Annotated in this window: 15 protein-coding genes; 10 read left to right on the top strand and 5 right to left on the bottom strand. The window is 62.0% G+C overall.

Annotated features, from left to right (window positions below; all coding sequences use genetic code 11):
* Window positions 1-77: 77 nt before the first annotated feature.
* From DV733_RS08940 to DV733_RS08915, 6 genes are all read left to right on the top strand, one after another.
* A complete protein-coding gene (locus DV733_RS08940; RefSeq protein ID WP_202594307.1) occupies window positions 78-1994 on the top strand; it encodes an alpha-amylase family glycosyl hydrolase in 1917 nt (638 codons plus the stop codon).
* A 268-nt stretch (window positions 1995-2262) separates the two neighbouring features.
* Entirely contained in the window at window positions 2263-2604 is a 342-nt protein-coding gene (locus DV733_RS08935; RefSeq protein WP_136342315.1) for a hypothetical protein, read from the top strand.
* 12 nt (window positions 2605-2616) lie between these two features.
* Window positions 2617-3051 carry a hypothetical protein gene (locus DV733_RS08930; RefSeq protein WP_136342314.1) on the top strand — a complete coding sequence of 145 codons (435 nt, stop codon included), beginning with the start codon at window positions 2617-2619 and terminating at the stop codon, window positions 3049-3051.
* 459 nt (window positions 3052-3510) lie between these two features.
* Complete coding sequence (locus DV733_RS08925) at window positions 3511-4272, top strand: NAD(P)-binding protein (protein ID WP_049995022.1); 762 nt, start codon at window positions 3511-3513, stop codon at window positions 4270-4272.
* A gap of 93 nt (window positions 4273-4365) precedes the next feature.
* The gene (locus DV733_RS08920) at window positions 4366-4659 is read left to right on the top strand and encodes a DUF6517 family protein (RefSeq protein WP_154019539.1); all 294 of its coding nucleotides are present in this window, start codon (window positions 4366-4368) and stop codon (window positions 4657-4659) included.
* On the top strand, window positions 4659-5807 hold the full coding sequence (locus DV733_RS08915; RefSeq protein WP_049995024.1) for a DUF6517 family protein: 1149 nt from the start codon (window positions 4659-4661) through the stop codon (window positions 5805-5807). Before DV733_RS08920 ends, DV733_RS08915 begins: the two co-directional genes overlap by 1 nt.
* Window positions 5808-5828: 21 nt before the next feature.
* Here DV733_RS08915 and DV733_RS08910 read toward each other — a convergent pair whose 3' ends face one another.
* On the bottom strand, window positions 5829-6857 hold the full coding sequence (locus DV733_RS08910) for a sensor histidine kinase (protein WP_049995025.1): 1029 nt from the start codon (window positions 6855-6857) through the stop codon (window positions 5829-5831).
* A gap of 84 nt (window positions 6858-6941) precedes the next feature.
* A complete protein-coding gene (locus DV733_RS08905) occupies window positions 6942-7733 on the bottom strand; it encodes a class I SAM-dependent methyltransferase (RefSeq protein ID WP_049995026.1) in 792 nt (263 codons plus the stop codon).
* 114 nt (window positions 7734-7847) lie between these two features.
* On the opposite strand from DV733_RS08905, the gene DV733_RS08900 reads away from it, so the two are divergent.
* Complete coding sequence (locus DV733_RS08900; protein ID WP_136342313.1) at window positions 7848-8270, top strand: universal stress protein; 423 nt, start codon at window positions 7848-7850, stop codon at window positions 8268-8270.
* Window positions 8271-8297: 27 nt separating this feature from the next.
* Here DV733_RS08900 and DV733_RS08895 read toward each other — a convergent pair whose 3' ends face one another.
* The 3 genes from DV733_RS08895 to DV733_RS08885 form a co-directional block, all read right to left on the bottom strand.
* Complete coding sequence (locus tag DV733_RS08895) at window positions 8298-8507, bottom strand: dodecin (RefSeq protein ID WP_049995028.1); 210 nt, start codon at window positions 8505-8507, stop codon at window positions 8298-8300.
* Between the two features lie 353 nt (window positions 8508-8860).
* A complete protein-coding gene (gene aspS / locus DV733_RS08890) occupies window positions 8861-10165 on the bottom strand; it encodes an aspartate--tRNA(Asn) ligase (RefSeq protein ID WP_049995029.1) in 1305 nt (434 codons plus the stop codon).
* Between the two features lie 36 nt (window positions 10166-10201).
* A complete protein-coding gene (locus DV733_RS08885) occupies window positions 10202-10858 on the bottom strand; it encodes a helix-turn-helix domain-containing protein (RefSeq protein WP_049995030.1) in 657 nt (218 codons plus the stop codon).
* Between the two features lie 144 nt (window positions 10859-11002).
* On the opposite strand from DV733_RS08885, the gene DV733_RS08880 reads away from it, so the two are divergent.
* The 3 genes from DV733_RS08880 to DV733_RS08865 are packed head-to-tail and all read left to right on the top strand — an operon-like array spanning window position 11003 to window position 17921.
* The gene (locus DV733_RS08880) at window positions 11003-12328 is read left to right on the top strand and encodes an extracellular solute-binding protein (RefSeq protein ID WP_049995031.1); all 1326 of its coding nucleotides are present in this window, start codon (window positions 11003-11005) and stop codon (window positions 12326-12328) included.
* A 40-nt stretch (window positions 12329-12368) separates the two neighbouring features.
* Window positions 12369-13799, top strand: a complete 1431-nt coding sequence (locus tag DV733_RS08870; protein ID WP_049995032.1) for an extracellular solute-binding protein — start codon at window positions 12369-12371, stop codon at window positions 13797-13799.
* Between the two features lie 48 nt (window positions 13800-13847).
* Window positions 13848-17921 carry an Eco57I restriction-modification methylase domain-containing protein gene (locus DV733_RS08865; RefSeq protein WP_049995033.1) on the top strand — a complete coding sequence of 1358 codons (4074 nt, stop codon included), beginning with the start codon at window positions 13848-13850 and terminating at the stop codon, window positions 17919-17921.
* The last annotated feature ends 149 nt before the right edge of the window (window positions 17922-18070 follow it).

Genomic DNA, 18070 nt, shown 5'->3' with positions numbered 1-18070 from the left:
TTTCGGGAGAGTAGCGTGCGAAAGGGGAAACGATGTCGGAAGATTGATTGAAGGTGCGGTCGCTTTCTCACGTACACATGCACCATCCAGGCCCGACTCGGTTCATGGCGGTCGGAGAGACGCACGAACTAGCACCGAGGGATCCGGATCCCGAAGGAACCTACGACTGGTCAGTCGCGGACGCGCCAGAGGAAAGCGACGTCGCGTTCGGTGAGGACCCCATCGCATACATCACGCCGGACGAGCCCGGCACCTACACCGTCCGTCTCGACGCGCCGGACGGCACCCACGAGTTGACCGTCCGGGTCTACCCCAGCGACAAGTCGGTCACCCACCAGCCCGGTCGCAGCGGCTACAGCGGCTACAGCGGTATCTCGGGCGTCTCCGGCTCGGGAATCGGCGGTCGCAGCGGTTCCGGCAGCGGTGCCGGTTCCGGTCTCGGTCGAAAGGTCGGCGAGCAGGGTCGCCCCCGGATCACCCTCACGGGCGAGCGCGTCGGCGACGAGGTCGTCATCACGGCCCACCCAAAGACCGCGCCCAAGGCACCCGACGAAGAGCTGGACGTCGAGTTCTTCGTCGACGACCGCGACGACCTCGCGGAGTACGAGATCGAGGGCTACGAGTTCCGCGCACCGCTGTCGGCCGTCGAGGAGCCGGTCCGAATCCACGGTGTCGCGATCGGCAACCAGTACAGCGTCCCGGACACCGTCTCGATCCACGCCGACGGCGGCGTCGACCGGCTGAACGAGCCGCCGGAGTGGACCGACGGCATGTCCTGTTACGAACTGTACGTCCGCGGGTTCGTCGAGCCCGAAGAGGGCCAGTCGATCCTCGAAGCCATCGTCGAGGAACTGGACTACATCCAGGACCTCGGGCTGAACACGCTGTGGTTCACCCCCGTCCTGCAGAACGACGACTTCGATCACGGCTACAACATCACGGACTTCTACTCGATTGCAGACGATCTGGGCGGCGAAGAGCACTTCCACCGCCTCGTCGAGGAAGCCCACGACAGGGACATGAAGGTCCTGTTCGACCTCGTGCTCAACCACTCCGCGCGCGAACACGAGTTCTTCAAGAAGGCCGAACAGGGCGATCCGAAGTACGTCGACTGGTACGACTGGCAGGACGAGGAGAACTCGGTTCCGGACACGTACTTCGACTGGCCGTACATCGCGAACTTCAACTACGACAACCTCGAGGTTCGCCGCTACCTGCTCGACGCCGTCGAGAAGTGGGCCGACGAGGTCGACGGCTTCCGCTGTGACATGGCGTGGGCCGTCCCGCGACCGTTCTGGCAGGAGATCCACGACCTGACCAAGGAGAAAGACAGCGAGTTCCTCCTGATGGACGAGACGATCCCGTACGTCGCGGACTTCCACAACCTCTGTTTCGACGTCCACTTCGACGCCGGGCTGTACTTCGATCTGCTCCAGATCGGCCAGGGCAACGAGCCCGCCGACCAGATCTTCGACTCCATCGACAACCGCTATCACGTCGGCTTCCCCGACCACGCCGGCTTCCTGACCTACATCGAGAACCACGACGAGGACCGCTACATCGAGCAGTGTGGCGAACACGCCGTCCGCGCGGCCGCGACGGCCGCCTTCACGGTTCCGGGTATCCCGATGGTCTACGCCGGCCAGGAGATCGGCGAGCGCCAGCGCCGCGGGCACATCCACTGGGAGTACGCCAACGAGGACCTGCAGGACTTCCACCGTGACCTGACCCAGACCTGGGAAGAGATCGACGCGCTCCACGTCCAGGCAGACTTCGAATCCATCGACTACGAGAGCGACACCGACAGCGTGACGGCCTTCGCCCGCGACGGCGAGGACGGCCGCTACGTCGTCGTGCTGAACTTCTCGGAAGGTACCGAGGTCGTCGGCCTCGGTGACGAGGAAGTCGACGCCGTCGACCAGATCACCGGCGAGAACGTCGCCGCCGAGGGCGGCGTCACCGTCGAGGACGCCGTCATCCTGCCGGCAGCGTAAGTCCGCACGTTTTCCACTATCGAGCGGTCGCCCTTCCGTTTCAGCCACCCACCTGACGAGCGATGTCCTGAACACGGTGGCGGCGCACACGATCGCAACGGTACTCATCAGGCTGAACAGCACCACCTGCGATCCGCCGTCTCCGATCCCCAGAATGAACGGGTGTACGAGTACGAGACCGCTGAGGAGCCCGGCGTAGAGTCCAGCGGCGATCAGGCTTGAATTCATCATTCGAACACTAAGCAGACCGGCAACAGCATCAGCATACGTGGATGCTGAGTCAGGGTACGGCAAAACCGAAATTGCTTGGCGGATGGATTTCTGGGGTGGGGGAAGTGATATAGGACCATATTCATTGTCAACTACATCTTCCGACTGGTCCACTTCAGAATCCGACATACGTCACCCAGAAACCCTAGCCGAATTGCATCCGGAAGAGATGACAGACCAAGAAAGAAGAAGGCTAAAAGTGGAAAAAGTTAAACCTAAGGATATCGAACAGAGAGGAGGATCATTGGGTCTAACAGAGTCAAGAATTAATGAATTAAGACAAGCCAGAGAGCCCATATACATCCTTCATAATCCACCAATAACGGTTACCTCTGAATAAAGAGCATTCTCTATGTATCGACGAGAACTCCTTGGCGCAGGAATCGTAATAGTCAGTAGTGGTTGTCTCACAGACTCAGGAGATGAAGCTGACACAAGTTCGTCGAAGGTAACACTGGGAAAGATAGAGATTTCCAACTTCGACGACGCCCCACACGATGCAGAAATTGAACTATATGCGGATGGGGATCTCGTCTACAACGAGAGATACTCAGTCGGTAGTGCTGCTGATAGAGACACCACCAGCACCATCGTAGTCGAACGTGACTGGCCCGCTTCTGTCGAGCAGTACACGTTCCGTGGACGTTTCGACGACCGAGAGTGGCTGAGTTTCGTGTTCGACGAGCCACACTCGAAGACGTGTCACATAGCAAAACTACACATCTCTGAGGGTGGAGACTACGACATCTACACGGCCACAACAGGGGCAGACGAATCCCTGTGTTAGATCAGATTTCTTGCGGCCGTATCTGATTTTTTGTTAAGTGCGTCTCGCTGGCCCTTAGGAATGACAGAAGCCGACAAACGCTGCCTGCCCCTAGGGAACAGGGAGAGACTCACTCCGTTCGTCTCGCTGGCTCCCACTCGACAGTTGCGCGTCGCCTAGGGCGACAGACGCCGCCGAGGGCGGCGTCACCGTCGAGGACGCCGTCATCCTCCCTGCCGCGTAACTGGGACGGAGTCTCTCTGCGATATCCTACTTATTTATCATGTCGTAGTAATACCTATTACCTGCCGCGGTATTAATGCAATTATAGTCAAATCATGGCCAAGCGTCCAGAAATATGGCCAACCGTGACCGTATCAGAAACCACTATATCGAATGGCGGGACAGACTGGACAGCGACAGAGACGGTCGAAATCGTCGTGACTGGTCAGTCAACTGTCGTCGGAACCATAGGGTTCGATGGTCAAGGCGAGTAGAGTCCTCGGTGCGGCCGCCGAGCGCCCGCTAGTCCGGCGGCTGTTGCGGCCGGTTGTGACTTTCGGTGTGATCGCGGTCGCGGGCGTCGTCGGCTTCGTCGTCCTGGCTGGTATCGGCCCTGTGAACGCGTCGTTCTGGTTGCTCGATCCGACGAGCATCGAACTGTACTTCCAGCACCACGGTGGTCCCGCCCGGCTGGTCAAAGCCTACGCGATCGTGATCCTCGTCGGTCTGATCCTGGCAGGGTTGTGGGCCGGCGAAACGGCGGTATCGGCAGCGTTCGGTGGACAGATAAGCGAGGAACTCACGCATATGCAACTCCAACAGCAAGTCGACGATCTCGACGACCACGTGGTCGTCTGTGGCTACGGCACCTTCGGAAAGACCGTGGCCGCGGGCCTTGAAGCCGAAGAGCAGTCAGTCGTAGTCGTCGAGTGTCAGCAGGCACAGTACGAACAGGCGATCGAAGACGGCCACCTCGCGATCGAGGGCGACGCTCGCGAGCAGTCGATACTCGGCGAAGCGGGCGTCGAACGAGCGGCGACGGTGGTCGGAGCGGTCGACGACACGAACGTCAACACCCAGATTACGGTGACGGCGACCCAGCTCGCGCCGACAGTTTCGGTAGTCGTCCGCGCAGGCGACCAGATGGACGAGGCGCTGGCGCGCAGAGTCGGTGCCGACGAAGTCATCGTGCCGGAAGTCCTCAGCGGAAAGCAAGTGAGTGCGACGCTATCGGAGTGAGTATCGTGTGGGTCGAATCGTCTCGGCCCGTCGAACGGCGGGTTCGAATATACCCAAAATGATAAATCAGCTCACGTCGTATATTTTCGAACCATGGGAAGGAATAGCAATGGGCAGGGGGACCCGTTCGTACGCCGCCGTTCGTTTCTCGCCGCACTCAGCGTGGGGACAGTGGCAGCGCTCGCGGGCTGTGAGGGGATTACGAACCAGTCGTTCGAGGCCTCCCCGGTCGGTCTCTCGACCGACGCCCAGGAACGGTTGCAGTTGAGAGAGGTATCTCAGGACACGCTCTCGTTCAGCGAGAGCGCCGCGGACGGTAACGTCTCGGTCAGCGTCACCAGCCACACGGCGGTCTACTCGCGAGCGGCGGCGCTCGGGGGGCTGTGATGGTCGACCGGATGGGGCCGCTCCGCACGGCGATGGGGCGGTTCGTCGAGCGCAGCAACGGCGGCCTCGTGAGCCACGGCGCAGTCGTCTTCGACGCCGCTGACCTCGGAGTGTCCGAGATTCCACTGGGGATGCTCGACGGTGCGCCGACCGTCGACGCCCGGAACGTCAGTCTCGTCACACCCGGTGCCGCCGACGGTAAAGTGGAGATCAAGATCGCGATGCGAGAGGGCCTCGACGACTCGATGGTCCTCGTCCCCGGAGACGCCATCGACGTCGCCGGAACCGTCCCGCTGGGCGACGCCTACGTTCTCGACCTCCGTGACGTCCTGCCCGCTCAGAGCTGGACCCCGCTCACGGGCGACGGCGGGGCCGCCACGGCCGGCCGTGACTGGCTCGCCCGCGGGAGCGACGTTAACGTCGAAGAACTCGAACTCGCCGTCGAGAAGATCGAACGGGCCAGATCAGTCGTCGTCCCGACGGGGCCGCGCCGCTTCGAGGAGATCTTCGGTGCCGAGCCATCGGTGTTCTCGGCCCGGCCGGTCGAGGACGGCGAGACGTTCGAACCCGCCGACGTGCTCGTGGTGATGCCGGGCGACAACGTCACCAGCAACTGGCCCGCCGACGCTCCCGAACAACCCGCGGACGTCGACTTCCGGAGTGCGCTCCCGCGGCCGGCCCCGATGGGCGGTGTCTCCTTCGGCGTCGCGGTCCTCTCGACGCCGAACGCCAAGGTCTCGGGTAACTCGGCAAATCCGCTCTCGTACGTCGACACCGACGACCTGCTCCGGCGCGACGCCGTCCAGAACCTGCTCAAGGAGGCCGGTTTCGGCGAGGGGACTGCGTTCACGGTCGAGGTTGGCCCCGAGCGCGTCTCACCCCAGAATGGACCCTCGACCGCGACCCTGCTCGGGAACGAAGCCGACATCGAGAGTTACGTCGGCGTCCTCGGCGGCGACGCCGAAGGCTGGGGCGTCGGCCTGCACGTCGTCCGCGGCGACGGTGAGGACCACGTGATCGTCGTCGGTCTCCACCGCCACCCCATCGGGCCGGTCGACGGCGCGATCGACGTCCTCCGGGAGAGCGACGCCATCGTCGAAGCCAGAAAACTGGTTGCCGAGACCGCCGGGCAACTATCTGACGAGTAGCCCCACGTCTCGTCGAGTCGATCAGTCGATCTCGACGCCGGCGAACTCGAAGCGCGCTCCGCCCTCGTCGCTTTCGCTCACCGTGACAGTCCAGCCGTGGGCCTCTGCGAGTCGATTGACGATCGTCAGGCCGAATCCGGTCCCGTCAGTGCTGGAGGTGTATCCCGGCTCGAAGATGGTGGCGCGCTGGTCGGCCGGGATCCCCTCGCCGTCGTCTTCGAAGTAGATCGACCCCTCGCCCGCTCGACCCACCCGGATCGTCACGTCGTCGTCGTTGTGTTCGATCGCGTTCCTGAGCAAATTCTCGAAGATCTGCTGGAGTCGGTGAGCGTCCGCCTCGAACTCCAACTCGTCTTCGATCACCAGGGTCGCGTCCGCGGTCTCGACCATCCCCCAGCACTGCCCGACCACGTCCGTGATCGAGACCGACTCTGTCTGCCCGACAGTCTCGCCGTTTCGAGCCAGCGTCAGGGTGTCGTCGACGATCGCCTCCATCCGTTCCAGTGCCGAGAGGATGTGATCTATATGTTCGCTCTCGCATTCGTCGGCGGCCAGGGTAGCTCGCCCCTCGGCGACGCTCAAGGGGTTACGCAGATCGTGTGAGATGACGCTTGCGAACTCGTCGAGACGCTCGTTCTGTCGCTGCAGACTGTTCTCTTTCTCCAGGCGATCGGTGATATCCCGGAACACGCCCCGGAACCTGGTCTCGGACCCCTCGTCGACGAGCCACGCGTTGATCTCGACGGGTCGGTGCTGGCCGTCGGCCGTGGCCACGACGACGGACGAGCCGTCCTCGAATCTGGAGATGATGGCCGGCTGGTTCGCCAGATGCGTCTCGAACAGTTGTTCGTACCGCTCTCGCTGGTCGGCCGGGTGGAGATCGAGCACGTCCATCGACTGCAGTTGATCGGTCGAGTAGCCGAAAAAGTCGGTTGCCGACGGGCTCACGTCGACGATGTCTCTGGTCTCGGCGTCGGCCGTGACGATCGCGTCGGGCACCTTCTGGACGTACCCCCCGAACTCCGGCCGGTCGGTCCGGTCTACGGGCATCGGTCTACCGATAGGCCTCTAACAGCAAAACCGGCCCGGTCGTGACAGCATTCGCGACGTTGGTCGGCCTGTGTCCCGCCGCTGTCACTCGTGCTTTCGCGCCACGATCCCCGCGCCGTGAGTCGGCGGCGTCACGAGTCGCGCCTCACTGAAGCCGGCGTTCAACACCGCCCCGAGCAATGCACCGGAGCTGAACTCCCGGACTGGCGTGGTCGTCCCGACCCGGGCCGTCTCTTCGCGTTCGCTGTCGGTGATCTCGTAGGCGAAGCTGTACCGACCGGTCGCGCCCAGCCCAGTCTGACCCTCGGGTTCGCCAGTCGTGACGACCGTCCGCTCGACCCGAAATCGGTCGGAGTCGAAGGTATGGCTCGCGACGTGGCCGCTCTCCAGCGCGCCTCGCTCCATGAAATCGAGTAGCAGGGTCCCGCCCGGCCGGAGACCCTCGTAGGCGCTTTCGAGTACTGCCGGAACTGTGTCGCCCGCGTCGGTCACGGGCAGGTGAGCGATCGACCCGCCTAAGATCGTGAATACGTCGAAGGCCTCAGGCGCGGTGGTAGTTCGGAGGTCCGCGGCCACGACCGGCGCGTCGGTCCGTTCGCGAGCGAGCGCGAGCATCCGCGGGCTCAGGTCGAATCCCACGGTCGTCTCGAACCGCTCGGCCAGCGCTTCGAGGACCAGTCCCGGGCCGCAGGCCCCCACGGCCACAGTCCGTGCGTCCTCGGGAACTTCGCGGACGACGAACTCGGCGATGGCCGGATAGTTGCGCATCCGCTCGCGCTCGAAGGCGTACAGTGGCGCGAGTTCGTCGTAGAGGGTCGCGTAGACTGGCATCTCCGCGCTGGCGAGCCAGTCCATCACGTCCCGGAGGGTACGCATGAATTGTCAGAGGGGTGCCGAGCGAAAAACGGTATCGACCCACCAATCACACCGTGTTGTTACGTGGTACGAAATGTAACCACACTAATGAGACTGTGGATCGTAGGCAAGCACATGTACCAGAACATTCTGGTTCCGACCGACGGCAGCGAGCACGCCGAACGGGGTGTCGAACACGGGCTCACACTCGCCGCGGAGCACGGCGCACGACTACACGTCCTGTTCGTGGTCGACGAGACGACCTACGGGACCACTCCAGCACTCAGCAGTTACGAGTTGTTCATGGACAAGATTGCCGACCAGGCCGAAGACGTCGCCGAGGAGATCATCGAGGACGCGACCGAGCAGGGGATCGAAGCGACGATGACAGTGCTTCGAGGCACCCCACACAGAGAGATTCTGCACTACGCCGAAGACAACGACATCGACCTGATCGTCATGGGCAAGCGGGGCGCGACTGGGGTCGAACCACCGCACGTCGGGTCGGTCACCGACCGAGTGCTCGGCTCGGCTGACGTGCCCGTCATTCCCGTGTGAGTAGATAAAAAACAGCGCCAGAATGGCTTATTCTCCGATACCGTCTTCTAGTTCGAACGCGACTTCGACCTCGGCCTGGTACTCGCGCTCGGCCGCCGCGAGTTCGACGGCCTGATTCGTCACTGTCGCCCACTTGATGTTCTGGAGTGTCTGTTCGGCTCGACCGACGGCATCGTCGACGGCATCTTCGAAGCTCTCGCTGCTCCGCCCGATGAGTGTGACTTTCTTGAAGACCATACCATCCTAACGTTGGTTCTATATCATAATCAATTGGTATGATTAGGAGGCTAGGAGAAGCGTCGACACCGTCGTCCGCACACAGATCGCCCTTTCCGCTCGCTTGTTCGAGGACCCCTATTGGTCGTCCTCGTCTACGTCGACAGCAGTCGCCGTCCTGAGAGACTCGCTTGTGTACGGTTCCACCGTTCACACCGAGAGCCCCTCACTTCGTTCGTCTCGTCGGCTCCCAGCGTTCTCGCCCTACGGGCTCAAACGTTGGCGATCTCGCGGGAACATAGGAAGACGGTCCTGCTCACTCCGTTCCGCGGGCTGCGACTTCCGGGTTCCCGAGCGTCAGGGACGGCTTCGCCCTACGGGCTCAGCCGTTGCCGGTCCCTCGGGAACAGCACCGCTTCTCGGATGTTGTCGAGCCCGAGCATCGTCATGACGAGACGCTCGCCACCGAGGCCCCAGCCGGCGTGGGGCGGCATGCCGTAGCGGAACATCTTGGTGTAGTACTCGAACGCCTCGGGGTCCAGCCCCTGCTGTTCGAAGCCCTCGACGAGGTTGTCGTAGCGGTGTTCACGCTGGCCGCCCGAGACGAGTTCCATCGAGGGGTGCATCATGTCGAAGCCCGTCGACAGTTCGGGCTGGTCGTCGTGATCCTTGATGTAGAAGGGTTTGATCTCGCTGGGCCAGTCGGTGATGAAGTAGTGCTCGCCGACTGCCTGGCCAAGGGCGTGCTCGGCTTCCGTCGAGAGGTCGTCACCGAACACGAGCGGTTCGTCGAGTTCGCCCGTGGCGTTGACCTTCTCGATGGCCTCCTCGTAGGACAGCCGCGGGAACTCACCGTCCGGAACCTCGAATTCGTCTTCGAGATCCAGCGCCTCCAGCTGGGCCTGGCAGTTCTCGGCGACGCCCTCGTAGGCGGCCTTGACGACGTGTTCGCAGACGTCCATCGCCTGGGTGTGGTCGAAGAAGGCCGACTCGAAGTCGATGGAGGTCGCCTCGTTCAGATGGCGAGGGGTGTTGTGTTCCTCGGCGCGGAAGATCGGGCCGATCTCGAAGACCCGCTCCAGGCCGGAGCCGACCATCAGCTGCTTGAACAGCTGCGGACTCTGGTTCATGAACGCCTCGCGACCGAAGTAGGTGATCGGGAACAGTTCGGTCCCGCCCTCGGTGCCGGTGGCGACGATCTTCGGGGTGTTGATCTCCGTACAGCCCACCTCGCGGAAGGCCTCACGGACGCTGCGGAGGACCTCCGCGCGGATCTCGAAGATCGCCTTGACGTCGGGCTTGCGGAGGTCGAGCGTCCGGTTGTCCAGTCGCGTCGGGAGCTCGGCGTCGACTTTCCCCGAGGGATCGAGCGGGAGTTCGGGGTCGGCCTCGGCGATGACCTCGACGGACTCGGGGACGATCTCGACGCCCGTGGGTGCGCGGCCCTCTTCCTCGACGCGGCCGGTGACGCCGACGACGCTCTCGCGATGGACGCCGAGTCCGGTGTCGACGAGGTCGTCGTCCATCTCGTCTTTCTCGAATTTGACCTGGATCTTGCCGCTGGTGTCGCGTACGATGATGAAGGCGATGCCGCCGAGATCGCGGATCTCGTGGACCCAGCCCTTGACGGTGACGTCGTCGCCGGGCTCGGCCTCGGCCGTGTAGGTTCGCTCGTCCATGCCCGGGCCTACTGGTGGGCCGGACTTAAACTCCGTTTATTCGTCCTCGAGCACGTGCTCCTCGACGAGCGTCGTGTACGCCCGGTGGAGGCGTTCGGAGACCGCCTGCTGTGAGATTCCCAGTTCCCCGGCGAGGTCGGCCGCCGTCGACTGCTGGGGGATGTCGTACAGGCCGATCTCGTAGGCGGCCACGAGCGTCTCGCGCTGTTCGGGGCTCAGGCTGGTCTCCCCGGGCCCGTGCCCGTTGTCGGTTTCGGTGTAGAGGCTGTGAAGCGTGAAATCGAGACCGTTCTCGACGCTCCACTCGCGGACTTCGTGAAAGGATTCCCGATCGGGAAAGCGAAAGCGGTTGCGCCAGACGCCGTTCTGGCACGTCGCGCTGAGCTGGACGCCGCCGGCTTCGACCCACACGGGATAGCTCACGACCTCGACCTCGTCGCTCAACTGCGCGCGGTAAAGCCGTCTGTCATCGAGATCGGTATAGCGCTCGACGCCGGTGACAGTCCAGTCCTCCTCGAGTGCCGTCTCGAACGTATCGAGATCGTCACCGTTGGCCCAGAAGTAGAGCACGGGGCGTTCCGGATCGGTCGCGGCCTGCTCGGTCAACTCCAGTGTCACCGCCGGGGCCGACGTCGTCGCCTCGACCAGCGTGAGCTCTGGCGACGTCACGCTGAACTCCGCGATAATACTCATAGACGCTGTTATTTCGCCTCGGCAGAAATAATTGATGTATAGACACGACTTCGAATTCAACCGAAAAAAGCGACGACGGGAGTGTGAAGCCACTTTCTATCACGGAAAGCATTTATATTGTATCGACAGTGAAGATGGAAATAGATGGTCGAGAGGCCTCACAGACGGCAGGTTCTGAAAGCTGTGGGTGCAGCAGGGATCGCTGGCGTATTTGCGGGGTGTGAGGCACCGACGTCGAACCCGACGACGACGGTCGACCGAGTGCCGGACTGTGAGACGAGCGTCGTCGAGCCGACCGTCTCGGGCGGGAGTTTCACGCTGGTGCACGGGCGTCAGCAAGAGGGAGCTCACCTCCTCGAAGAGACCAAAGAAGTGTTCCAGGAACGCTACGAGTCGACAGTTCGGATCGAGCGGTCACCGTACTCGCCCGTCGAACATCTCCGAACCGTCATTCCGGAGGGTGACGGACCGCACCTGTTCACACACCGACACACCATCGCCGGCAGGTTCGTCGAAGACGGGTTCCTCTCGGAGCAGGGCGAGAACCTTCGTGTCGAGGAGTGCGTGTACAGCGACCCCGCCTGGGACGTCGTCGACTATCAGGGCCCGGAGATGGACGACCCCGTGACTGTCGGCCTGCCGTTCGCCGGGGAGTGTCCGGCGCTACTCTACAACCGGGACATCCTCGACGAGCTCGGCGTCGAACCCCCGGAGACGTTCGCGGAGTGGCTCTCGATCATGGAGGAGTTCCACGATCCCCAGCAGGGTCAGTACGGGCTGGCACAGCCACTCAACGCCTACTTCGCCAGCTGGGCCGCCCACGCCTACGGCGGCGAGATCTACGACGGCGAGGCAGACGAACTCGGGATCACGTCCGATGCAGTGAGTCGGGGACTCGACATCCTCCTCGACGACCTCAGACCCTACATTCCCAGCACCCACACCGACGCCTCTCCATATACAGAGGAAGCGCAGGTCGCCGTCTTCGAGAACGCCACCGCACCGTTCCTCATCAACGGCCCCTGGGTGGAGGCTGACCTGGAGGCGGCCGAGTTCGAGTACGGCGTGCAACCGATCCCGACGCCGCCGGGTGCAACAGCCCGCCCGTACTCGAGCGTACAGGTGCTGTTCTTCGCGGACAGGATGACCACCGACAGCACCGCGGCGGCCGCCCGGCAATTCGCAGAGTGGTACACCACCAGCGACGATCGGATCCGCGAACTGGTCACCACCACGTCGTTCGTCCCCGTCAAGAACGGATTCACAGAACGCGATCAACTCTCGACGACGGCGAGGGGGTTCGCCCGGCAGTTCGAGACGAGCGATCCGGTTCCACAGAACCCCAAGATGAACGACGTCTGGGCCCCGTTCGAAACCGCCGTCCGCGAAGCCTTCGAGACGGGTGCGGACGTCGGCCCGCTACTGGAGGCAGCAGCCACGGAGATTCGCCAGACCGACCGATGGCAGTGATCCCAAACCTTTTTGGTAACTATCGAACAGTATCAGTCGAATGACTGACGAGAAGACGCGGCGGCGGGTGTTGCAGGCGGGTGGCCTGACGATCGCTGGGCTCCTCGCGGGGTGTGGCGAGGACTCCTCGGATGGCGACCTCGACGGGCTGTTCTCGGACGGGACGCAGACGACCGACAGGGCCGAGCCGTTCAGGCCAAAGCAGACGGAGACGCCCATCGAACTCGAGACGGAGACGCCACCCGAGACGGAGACGCCACCCGAGACGGAGACAACGATAGAGACAGTCGAACCGATCGACGACTGCGGGCACGACTACCCACTCGAACCGACCAGCAGCGAGGGTGCGTTCACACTCTTTCACGACCGCCAGGAGAGCGGGACACGACTCCTCGAGGGGACCCGGCTACTGTTCAATCAGGGCGACGACCACCCGACGATGAGCCTCGAACGAGCGGGTGACAGTTATTTCCTCAACCAGCTCCGGACCAGCATTCCGGCCGGCGAGGGTCCACACCTCTTCCAGTGGAATCACGACATCGCTGGCGAGTTCGTCCGGAGCGAGTTCCTCTCGGATCAGGAGGGGAACCTCCGCGTCGGCGAGTGTGCATTCGCCGACGTGGCCTGGGACGCCTGCAGGTACGAGGGGCACACGATCGGCGTCCCGATCGCCGCGGAGTGCCCGGCGCTGCTCTACAACAAAGCGATCCTCGAGGAGATGGGCGTCGAGCCACCGGAGAGCTTCGCCGACTGGATCTCGATCATGGAAGAGTACCACGACCCCTACAACGGGGAGTACGGCCTCGCACACCCAGTCAGCGCCTACTTCGTCAGCTGGGCCGCCCAGACCTTCGGCGAGGCGATCTACGACGGCGACGCCGACGAACTCGGTATCACCTCGGATGCGCTGATTCGCGGTCTCAACCTCATTCTGGAGGATCTCAAACCCTACATGCCCGAGGACCCGTCCGAGCAAGTGCAGCGATCCATCTTCGAGGGCGGCAACTCGCCGTTCCTCGTCAACGGCCCCTGGGCGATCTCCGGTCTCGAAGCGGCCGGGCTGGACGTCGGCGTGACGCCGATCCCGACCCCTGACGGCGGCGTCGCCCGGCCCTACTCGGGCGTCCAGCTGCTCTATTTCGCCCGCAAAATGAACGACTACACTGCGGGGACCCAGGCGGCCCGCGGGTTCGCCGAGTGGTACTGCACCAACGTCGAGCGCCTCCGCGGCCTGGCCACGAACACCAGTATGATCCCGGTGAAGACCGGCCTCGGCCGCGAACAGTTGCCCGAGACGACGCGCGGCTTCGCCGCGCAGTTCGAGACCAGCTATCCGATGCCCCAGAACCCCAAGATGAGCGCTGTCTGGGTTCCGTTCGAACAGGGCGTGTTAGACGCGTTCAACAGCGGCAACGACCCCGCTCCGCTGATGGCAAACGCCGCCGAAGAGATTCGCAACTCCTGGGTGTAGGTCGTCCCGAAGTTTGATGTCCGCTCCGGGATGGGGTACGGGCAACGCATGAGTCAGACGACGCTGGGTGGCAGCCCCTATACGAACGCTGGACTCTTCGCTGACTACTATCTCCGCGAGCGGGTGCAGGATCTCGACGGCTGGGACTGTGACGGCGATGCGGAGTCGGCGTTCGACTCGCTTCGGAGCCTGTATCTGGACGAGCAGTCGCTGGTCGACTCCTACGAGGAAGACGAACTCATCGACGCGTGGATCGATCCGGTGGTCGAGGCGCTCGGCTTCGAGAAGATCTCGGAGACGACGCTGCCGGACGGTGGCGGGTTCGTCGACGGACTACTCTTCGAAGACGCCGACGACCGCCGGGAAGCGATGAAACGCAAGAAAGGCGGTGACAGGCGCGCGGCGTTCGCTCGTGCGAACGCGATCCTCGAAGCCAAGCAGTGGGACGCAGATTTCGACGCGGAGTTCAGCGATCAGCGAAACTACCGTGACGCCTCCCACCAGATCAAATACTACCTCGAACGGACGCCCGACGATCTGGCCTGGGGAATCCTGACCAACGGCCGCAAGTGGCGACTCTACAGCACGAAAGACTACGAGACCCAGATCTTCTACGAGATCGACCTCCCGAACGTCCTGTCCTCGGGCGACGTCGAGGAGTTCAAGTACTTCTTCTCGTTCTTCCGGTCGGCCGCGTTTCAGGAGACGGCCGGGACGACGTTTCTGGACACTGTCTGGTCCGAGAGCGAAACCGCCGCCGAGGAACTGGGCGAGGACCTGCAGGACAACGTCTTCACTGCGCTGCGTGTTCTGGGTCGTGGATTCGTCGAACACGACGACCTGGACATCGACCCCGACGACGAGGCCGCGCTGGACGAACTGAAAGAGCAGTCGCTGGTCATGCTGTATCGACTGATGTTCGTCCTCTACGCCGAGTCGCGCGGGCTGATCCACCCGGACGACCCCGACGCCGAAGACGAGTACGAGGCGAACTTCAGCCTGAACGCAGTCCGGACGGAGGTCTTCGAGAAGCGCCAGGCCGGCGAGACCTTCGACGAGGCATACAGCGAGTATTCGACCCGGATCTGGGGTCGGTTGGCCGATCTGTTCGACCTGATCGACAACGGCGAGGAGTCGCTGGGGATTCCGCCGTACAACGGTGGGCTGTTCGATCAGGACGAGCACGCGTTCCTGACCGATCACGAGGTTAGTGATCGGCACCTCGCGGAAGTGATCTACAAGCTCTCGACGGTCGAGAACGACGAGGGCCAGGACGTGCTGGCCGACTACGCCGACCTCGACACGCGACATCTGGGGTCGGTCTACGAGGGCCTGCTCGAACACGAGTTCCGGATCGCGCCCGAGCAGTACGCCGCCGTCGCCGAGGACGGCGCGCAGGTCTGGCAGCCCGCCACCGAGGTCTCGGTCGCCGACGCGGTCGAGACGGTGCCCGAGGGCGGCCTGTACGTCGTCAACGACGAGGGCGAGCGCAAGGCCACGGGGGCGTACTACACCCCCGACTACGTGGTGACGTACATCGTTGAGGAGACGGTCGGGCCGCTGGTCGACGACATCGAGGCCGACCTTCGCGAGCGGGGGCTCGAACGCAGCGACGTCGCGTACTTCCGGGACCTCTACGACGGGGTGCAGGACCTCCGAATCCTCGATCCGGCGATGGGCAGCGGCCACTTCCTGACCAAGGCGACGGCGTACCTGACCGAGCGCGTGATGGAGGTCGTGCGCGAGCAGGAGCAGTTCGACTTCCCCGAGTCGGAGATCCGCCGGACCATCGCCAAGGAGTGTATCTACGGCGTCGACCTCAACGGCATGGCCGTCGAACTGGCGAAACTGTCGATGTGGCTGGAGACGCTGGCGGCGGACAAGCCCCTGGCTTTCTTCGATCATCACCTCAAGACCGGGAACTCGCTGGTCGGGAGCGACATCACGGAGGTGCTGGCGGACGACACCGAGGAAAACGGCGGGCAGTTGACCCTCACCCAGGCGTTCGCGCGGGTGCGCCAGCGCACCCTGGAGCACGTCATGGACCTGATGCAGGAGTTGCTGGCCATCGACAACGAGGAACTGGCCGACATCAAGTCCATGGAGGAACTGTACGACGAGATCCGGGACGATCCCCTCTACGGGCGGCTGTTCGAGTTGGCCAACGTCCACACCGCCGAACGCTTCGGCCTAGACGTGCCCGAGGGATCGTATGAAAAGATGGCCGACGCCATCGAGGATAGCGGCGACTGGGCCGAGATTCGTGAGCGCGATTGGTTCACGACTGCGCAGGCGATGGGTGGGGAGGAATCGTTCTTCCACTGGGAACTGGAGTTCCCCGAGGTGTTCTTCGATTCGGAGGGCGAGAAGATGGACAGTGCCGGGTTCGATGCTGTCGTCGGGAATCCGCCGTATGTCGAAGTCGGTGGAGAGATTGAAAACTACTTGAGGACAGAATATGACGTGACAGAATATTTCGTCGACCTATTCCATGGATTCATTGAGCGAGCAATCTCTCTCAATGCCAACTGTGGAAAATTGGGTTATATTCTTCCTGAGCCATGGCTCACAATTGAAAATAGGAAAAAGCTACGCCACCATTTATTAGATAATTCAAGGGTCGAAGAAATAGTGCGGCTTGATAAAGATGTGTTCTCCTCAGCAACCGTTGACTCTATCATGCTTATAGCAACAACGGGGGCGGAGCCGGGCCAAATCAATGTAAAACGCTTAGAGGACATCACTTCCAGTCATGCGGAACAATACGTGTCTATTGATCAGACTGGAATAATGAGCATGGATTCCGCTCGCATCGAAGTTGAACAGACTGCTGAGACACAAGAATTGCTGGAGAAAATTCGGTCAGTCTCTATAAAACTGAGTGAAATAGCCGATCTTGCGATCGGTGTACAAGCCTACAATTCCTCAAAACATTCTCAGGAGCAGATAGACAATAGAGTATTCCATTCAAATACAAAAGAATCAGACGATTACATGCCTGAAATTGCAGGAAATGATGTATCTAGATATGACATAGAGTTTGATGGAGATAGCTGGATAAAATATGGGGAGCACCTGCATGATTGTCGTGATATTCGATATTTAGAGGGACCTCGGCTTCTAGTGCGGCAGATACCTGGGAGCGGTCGATATAAAATCCATGCTACATACACGGAAGACACTTACTGTAACTACAACACGATATTGAACATACTATCAACAGAAGATTATGATCCGCTGTTCCTTCTAGCAGTTCTTAATTCCTCCCTCATGTCATGGATATTCCCGAAGATCGCGAATAGCGTAGTGAGTGATAACTTCCCAAAACTTTCTGTTGTCGATTTAGAAAATATGCCAATCCCCGAATTAAATCGTGGTTCCTCAGCCAGTGAGAGAGATTTTGATACACATGCTCTTTTTAACGACAAAGGCAGCATTTCAGAGCATTCAAAAAAAGAACTCCACGAAATACTCTCCGAACTTGCTCGCAATCGTATAGATCAGTCTGAAAAGAAGAAGGTGCTCAACCTCTCCCTCCTCGACCACCTCGGCAATTACGAGGCGGGCCAGACCCTCGCAGACATCGGCCTGACCCAGCCCCCCAGAGACTCCGCGGATTCGATCCTCCAGCAGACCGCCGCGGAGCGGCCGAACCTCCGGGTGGGCAAGGCGACGGTCGAACGCGAGTCCGACACCACCGTCGAGATTCGACTGACGGCGCGGTACAAACCCGAGGATGAAGACGCCCACGAGACCGACCAGTGGGGCTACACCGAGACCGAGCCCCTGCCGGCACTCAGGATCACCGACCTGACCGAGACGGAGGCGGACCTCATCGCGGCGTTCGTGCCCGTGGCCGTCGACGAGGCCGGTGGGTTCGCGGACTTCCGGGAGACGGCCACGAAGACCAATTCGCTGGTGGATCGCCTGCGGAAATTGACGCTGCCGCGGGTGCGTGATGTCGAGGCCGGCCTGGAGAGCTACGTCGAGACGAAACGGCGGGCCGAGGACCTGGAGGCCAAGATCGAGCGGACGGACGACCTGATCGACGAAATTGTGTACGAGCTGTATGGGCTGACAGAGGAGGAGATCGCGATTGTGGAGGAGGCGGTCGGGGACTAGCGTACGGCGACCGGAGGGAGCCGTTTCACTCCGAGCGCGGCGAAGCCGCGACTCGGAGGTAGTTTTTCCCCACGTTTTTGCGACTGAGTGGTTCCCGCAGCGAACGCAGTGAGCGAGGAAACCCGAAGGAGGAAAAAGTGGTGGCGGAA

Source organism: Halapricum salinum, from assembly GCF_004799665.1.
In the GTDB taxonomy this organism is placed as follows: domain Archaea; phylum Halobacteriota; class Halobacteria; order Halobacteriales; family Haloarculaceae; genus Halapricum; species Halapricum salinum.
Note: the sequence above shows the minus strand (reverse complement) of the source record. Positions and strands in the feature narration are given on the sequence as shown.

Bases quoted from the DNA above. Each gene is read 5' to 3' on its own strand.
- DV733_RS08940 (WP_202594307.1), top strand. From the start codon at position 78: ATGCACCATCCAGGCCCGACTCGGTTCATGGCGGTCGGAGAGACGCAC.
- DV733_RS08930 (WP_136342314.1), top strand. From the start codon at position 2,617: ATGTATCGACGAGAACTCCTTGGCGCAGGAATCGTAATAGTCAGTAGT.
- DV733_RS08925 (WP_049995022.1), top strand. From the start codon at position 3,511: ATGGTCAAGGCGAGTAGAGTCCTCGGTGCGGCCGCCGAGCGCCCGCTA.
- DV733_RS08920 (WP_154019539.1), top strand. From the start codon at position 4,366: ATGGGAAGGAATAGCAATGGGCAGGGGGACCCGTTCGTACGCCGCCGT.
- DV733_RS08915 (WP_049995024.1), top strand. From the start codon at position 4,659: ATGGTCGACCGGATGGGGCCGCTCCGCACGGCGATGGGGCGGTTCGTC.
- DV733_RS08910 (WP_049995025.1), bottom strand. From the start codon at position 6,857: ATGCCCGTAGACCGGACCGACCGGCCGGAGTTCGGGGGGTACGTCCAG.
- DV733_RS08905 (WP_049995026.1), bottom strand. From the start codon at position 7,733: ATGCGTACCCTCCGGGACGTGATGGACTGGCTCGCCAGCGCGGAGATG.
- DV733_RS08900 (WP_136342313.1), top strand. From the start codon at position 7,848: ATGTACCAGAACATTCTGGTTCCGACCGACGGCAGCGAGCACGCCGAA.
- DV733_RS08895 (WP_049995028.1), bottom strand. From the start codon at position 8,507: ATGGTCTTCAAGAAAGTCACACTCATCGGGCGGAGCAGCGAGAGCTTC.
- aspS (WP_049995029.1), bottom strand. From the start codon at position 10,165: ATGGACGAGCGAACCTACACGGCCGAGGCCGAGCCCGGCGACGACGTC.
- DV733_RS08885 (WP_049995030.1), bottom strand. From the start codon at position 10,858: ATGAGTATTATCGCGGAGTTCAGCGTGACGTCGCCAGAGCTCACGCTG.
- DV733_RS08880 (WP_049995031.1), top strand. From the start codon at position 11,003: ATGGTCGAGAGGCCTCACAGACGGCAGGTTCTGAAAGCTGTGGGTGCA.
- DV733_RS08870 (WP_049995032.1), top strand. From the start codon at position 12,369: ATGACTGACGAGAAGACGCGGCGGCGGGTGTTGCAGGCGGGTGGCCTG.
- DV733_RS08865 (WP_049995033.1), top strand. From the start codon at position 13,848: ATGAGTCAGACGACGCTGGGTGGCAGCCCCTATACGAACGCTGGACTC.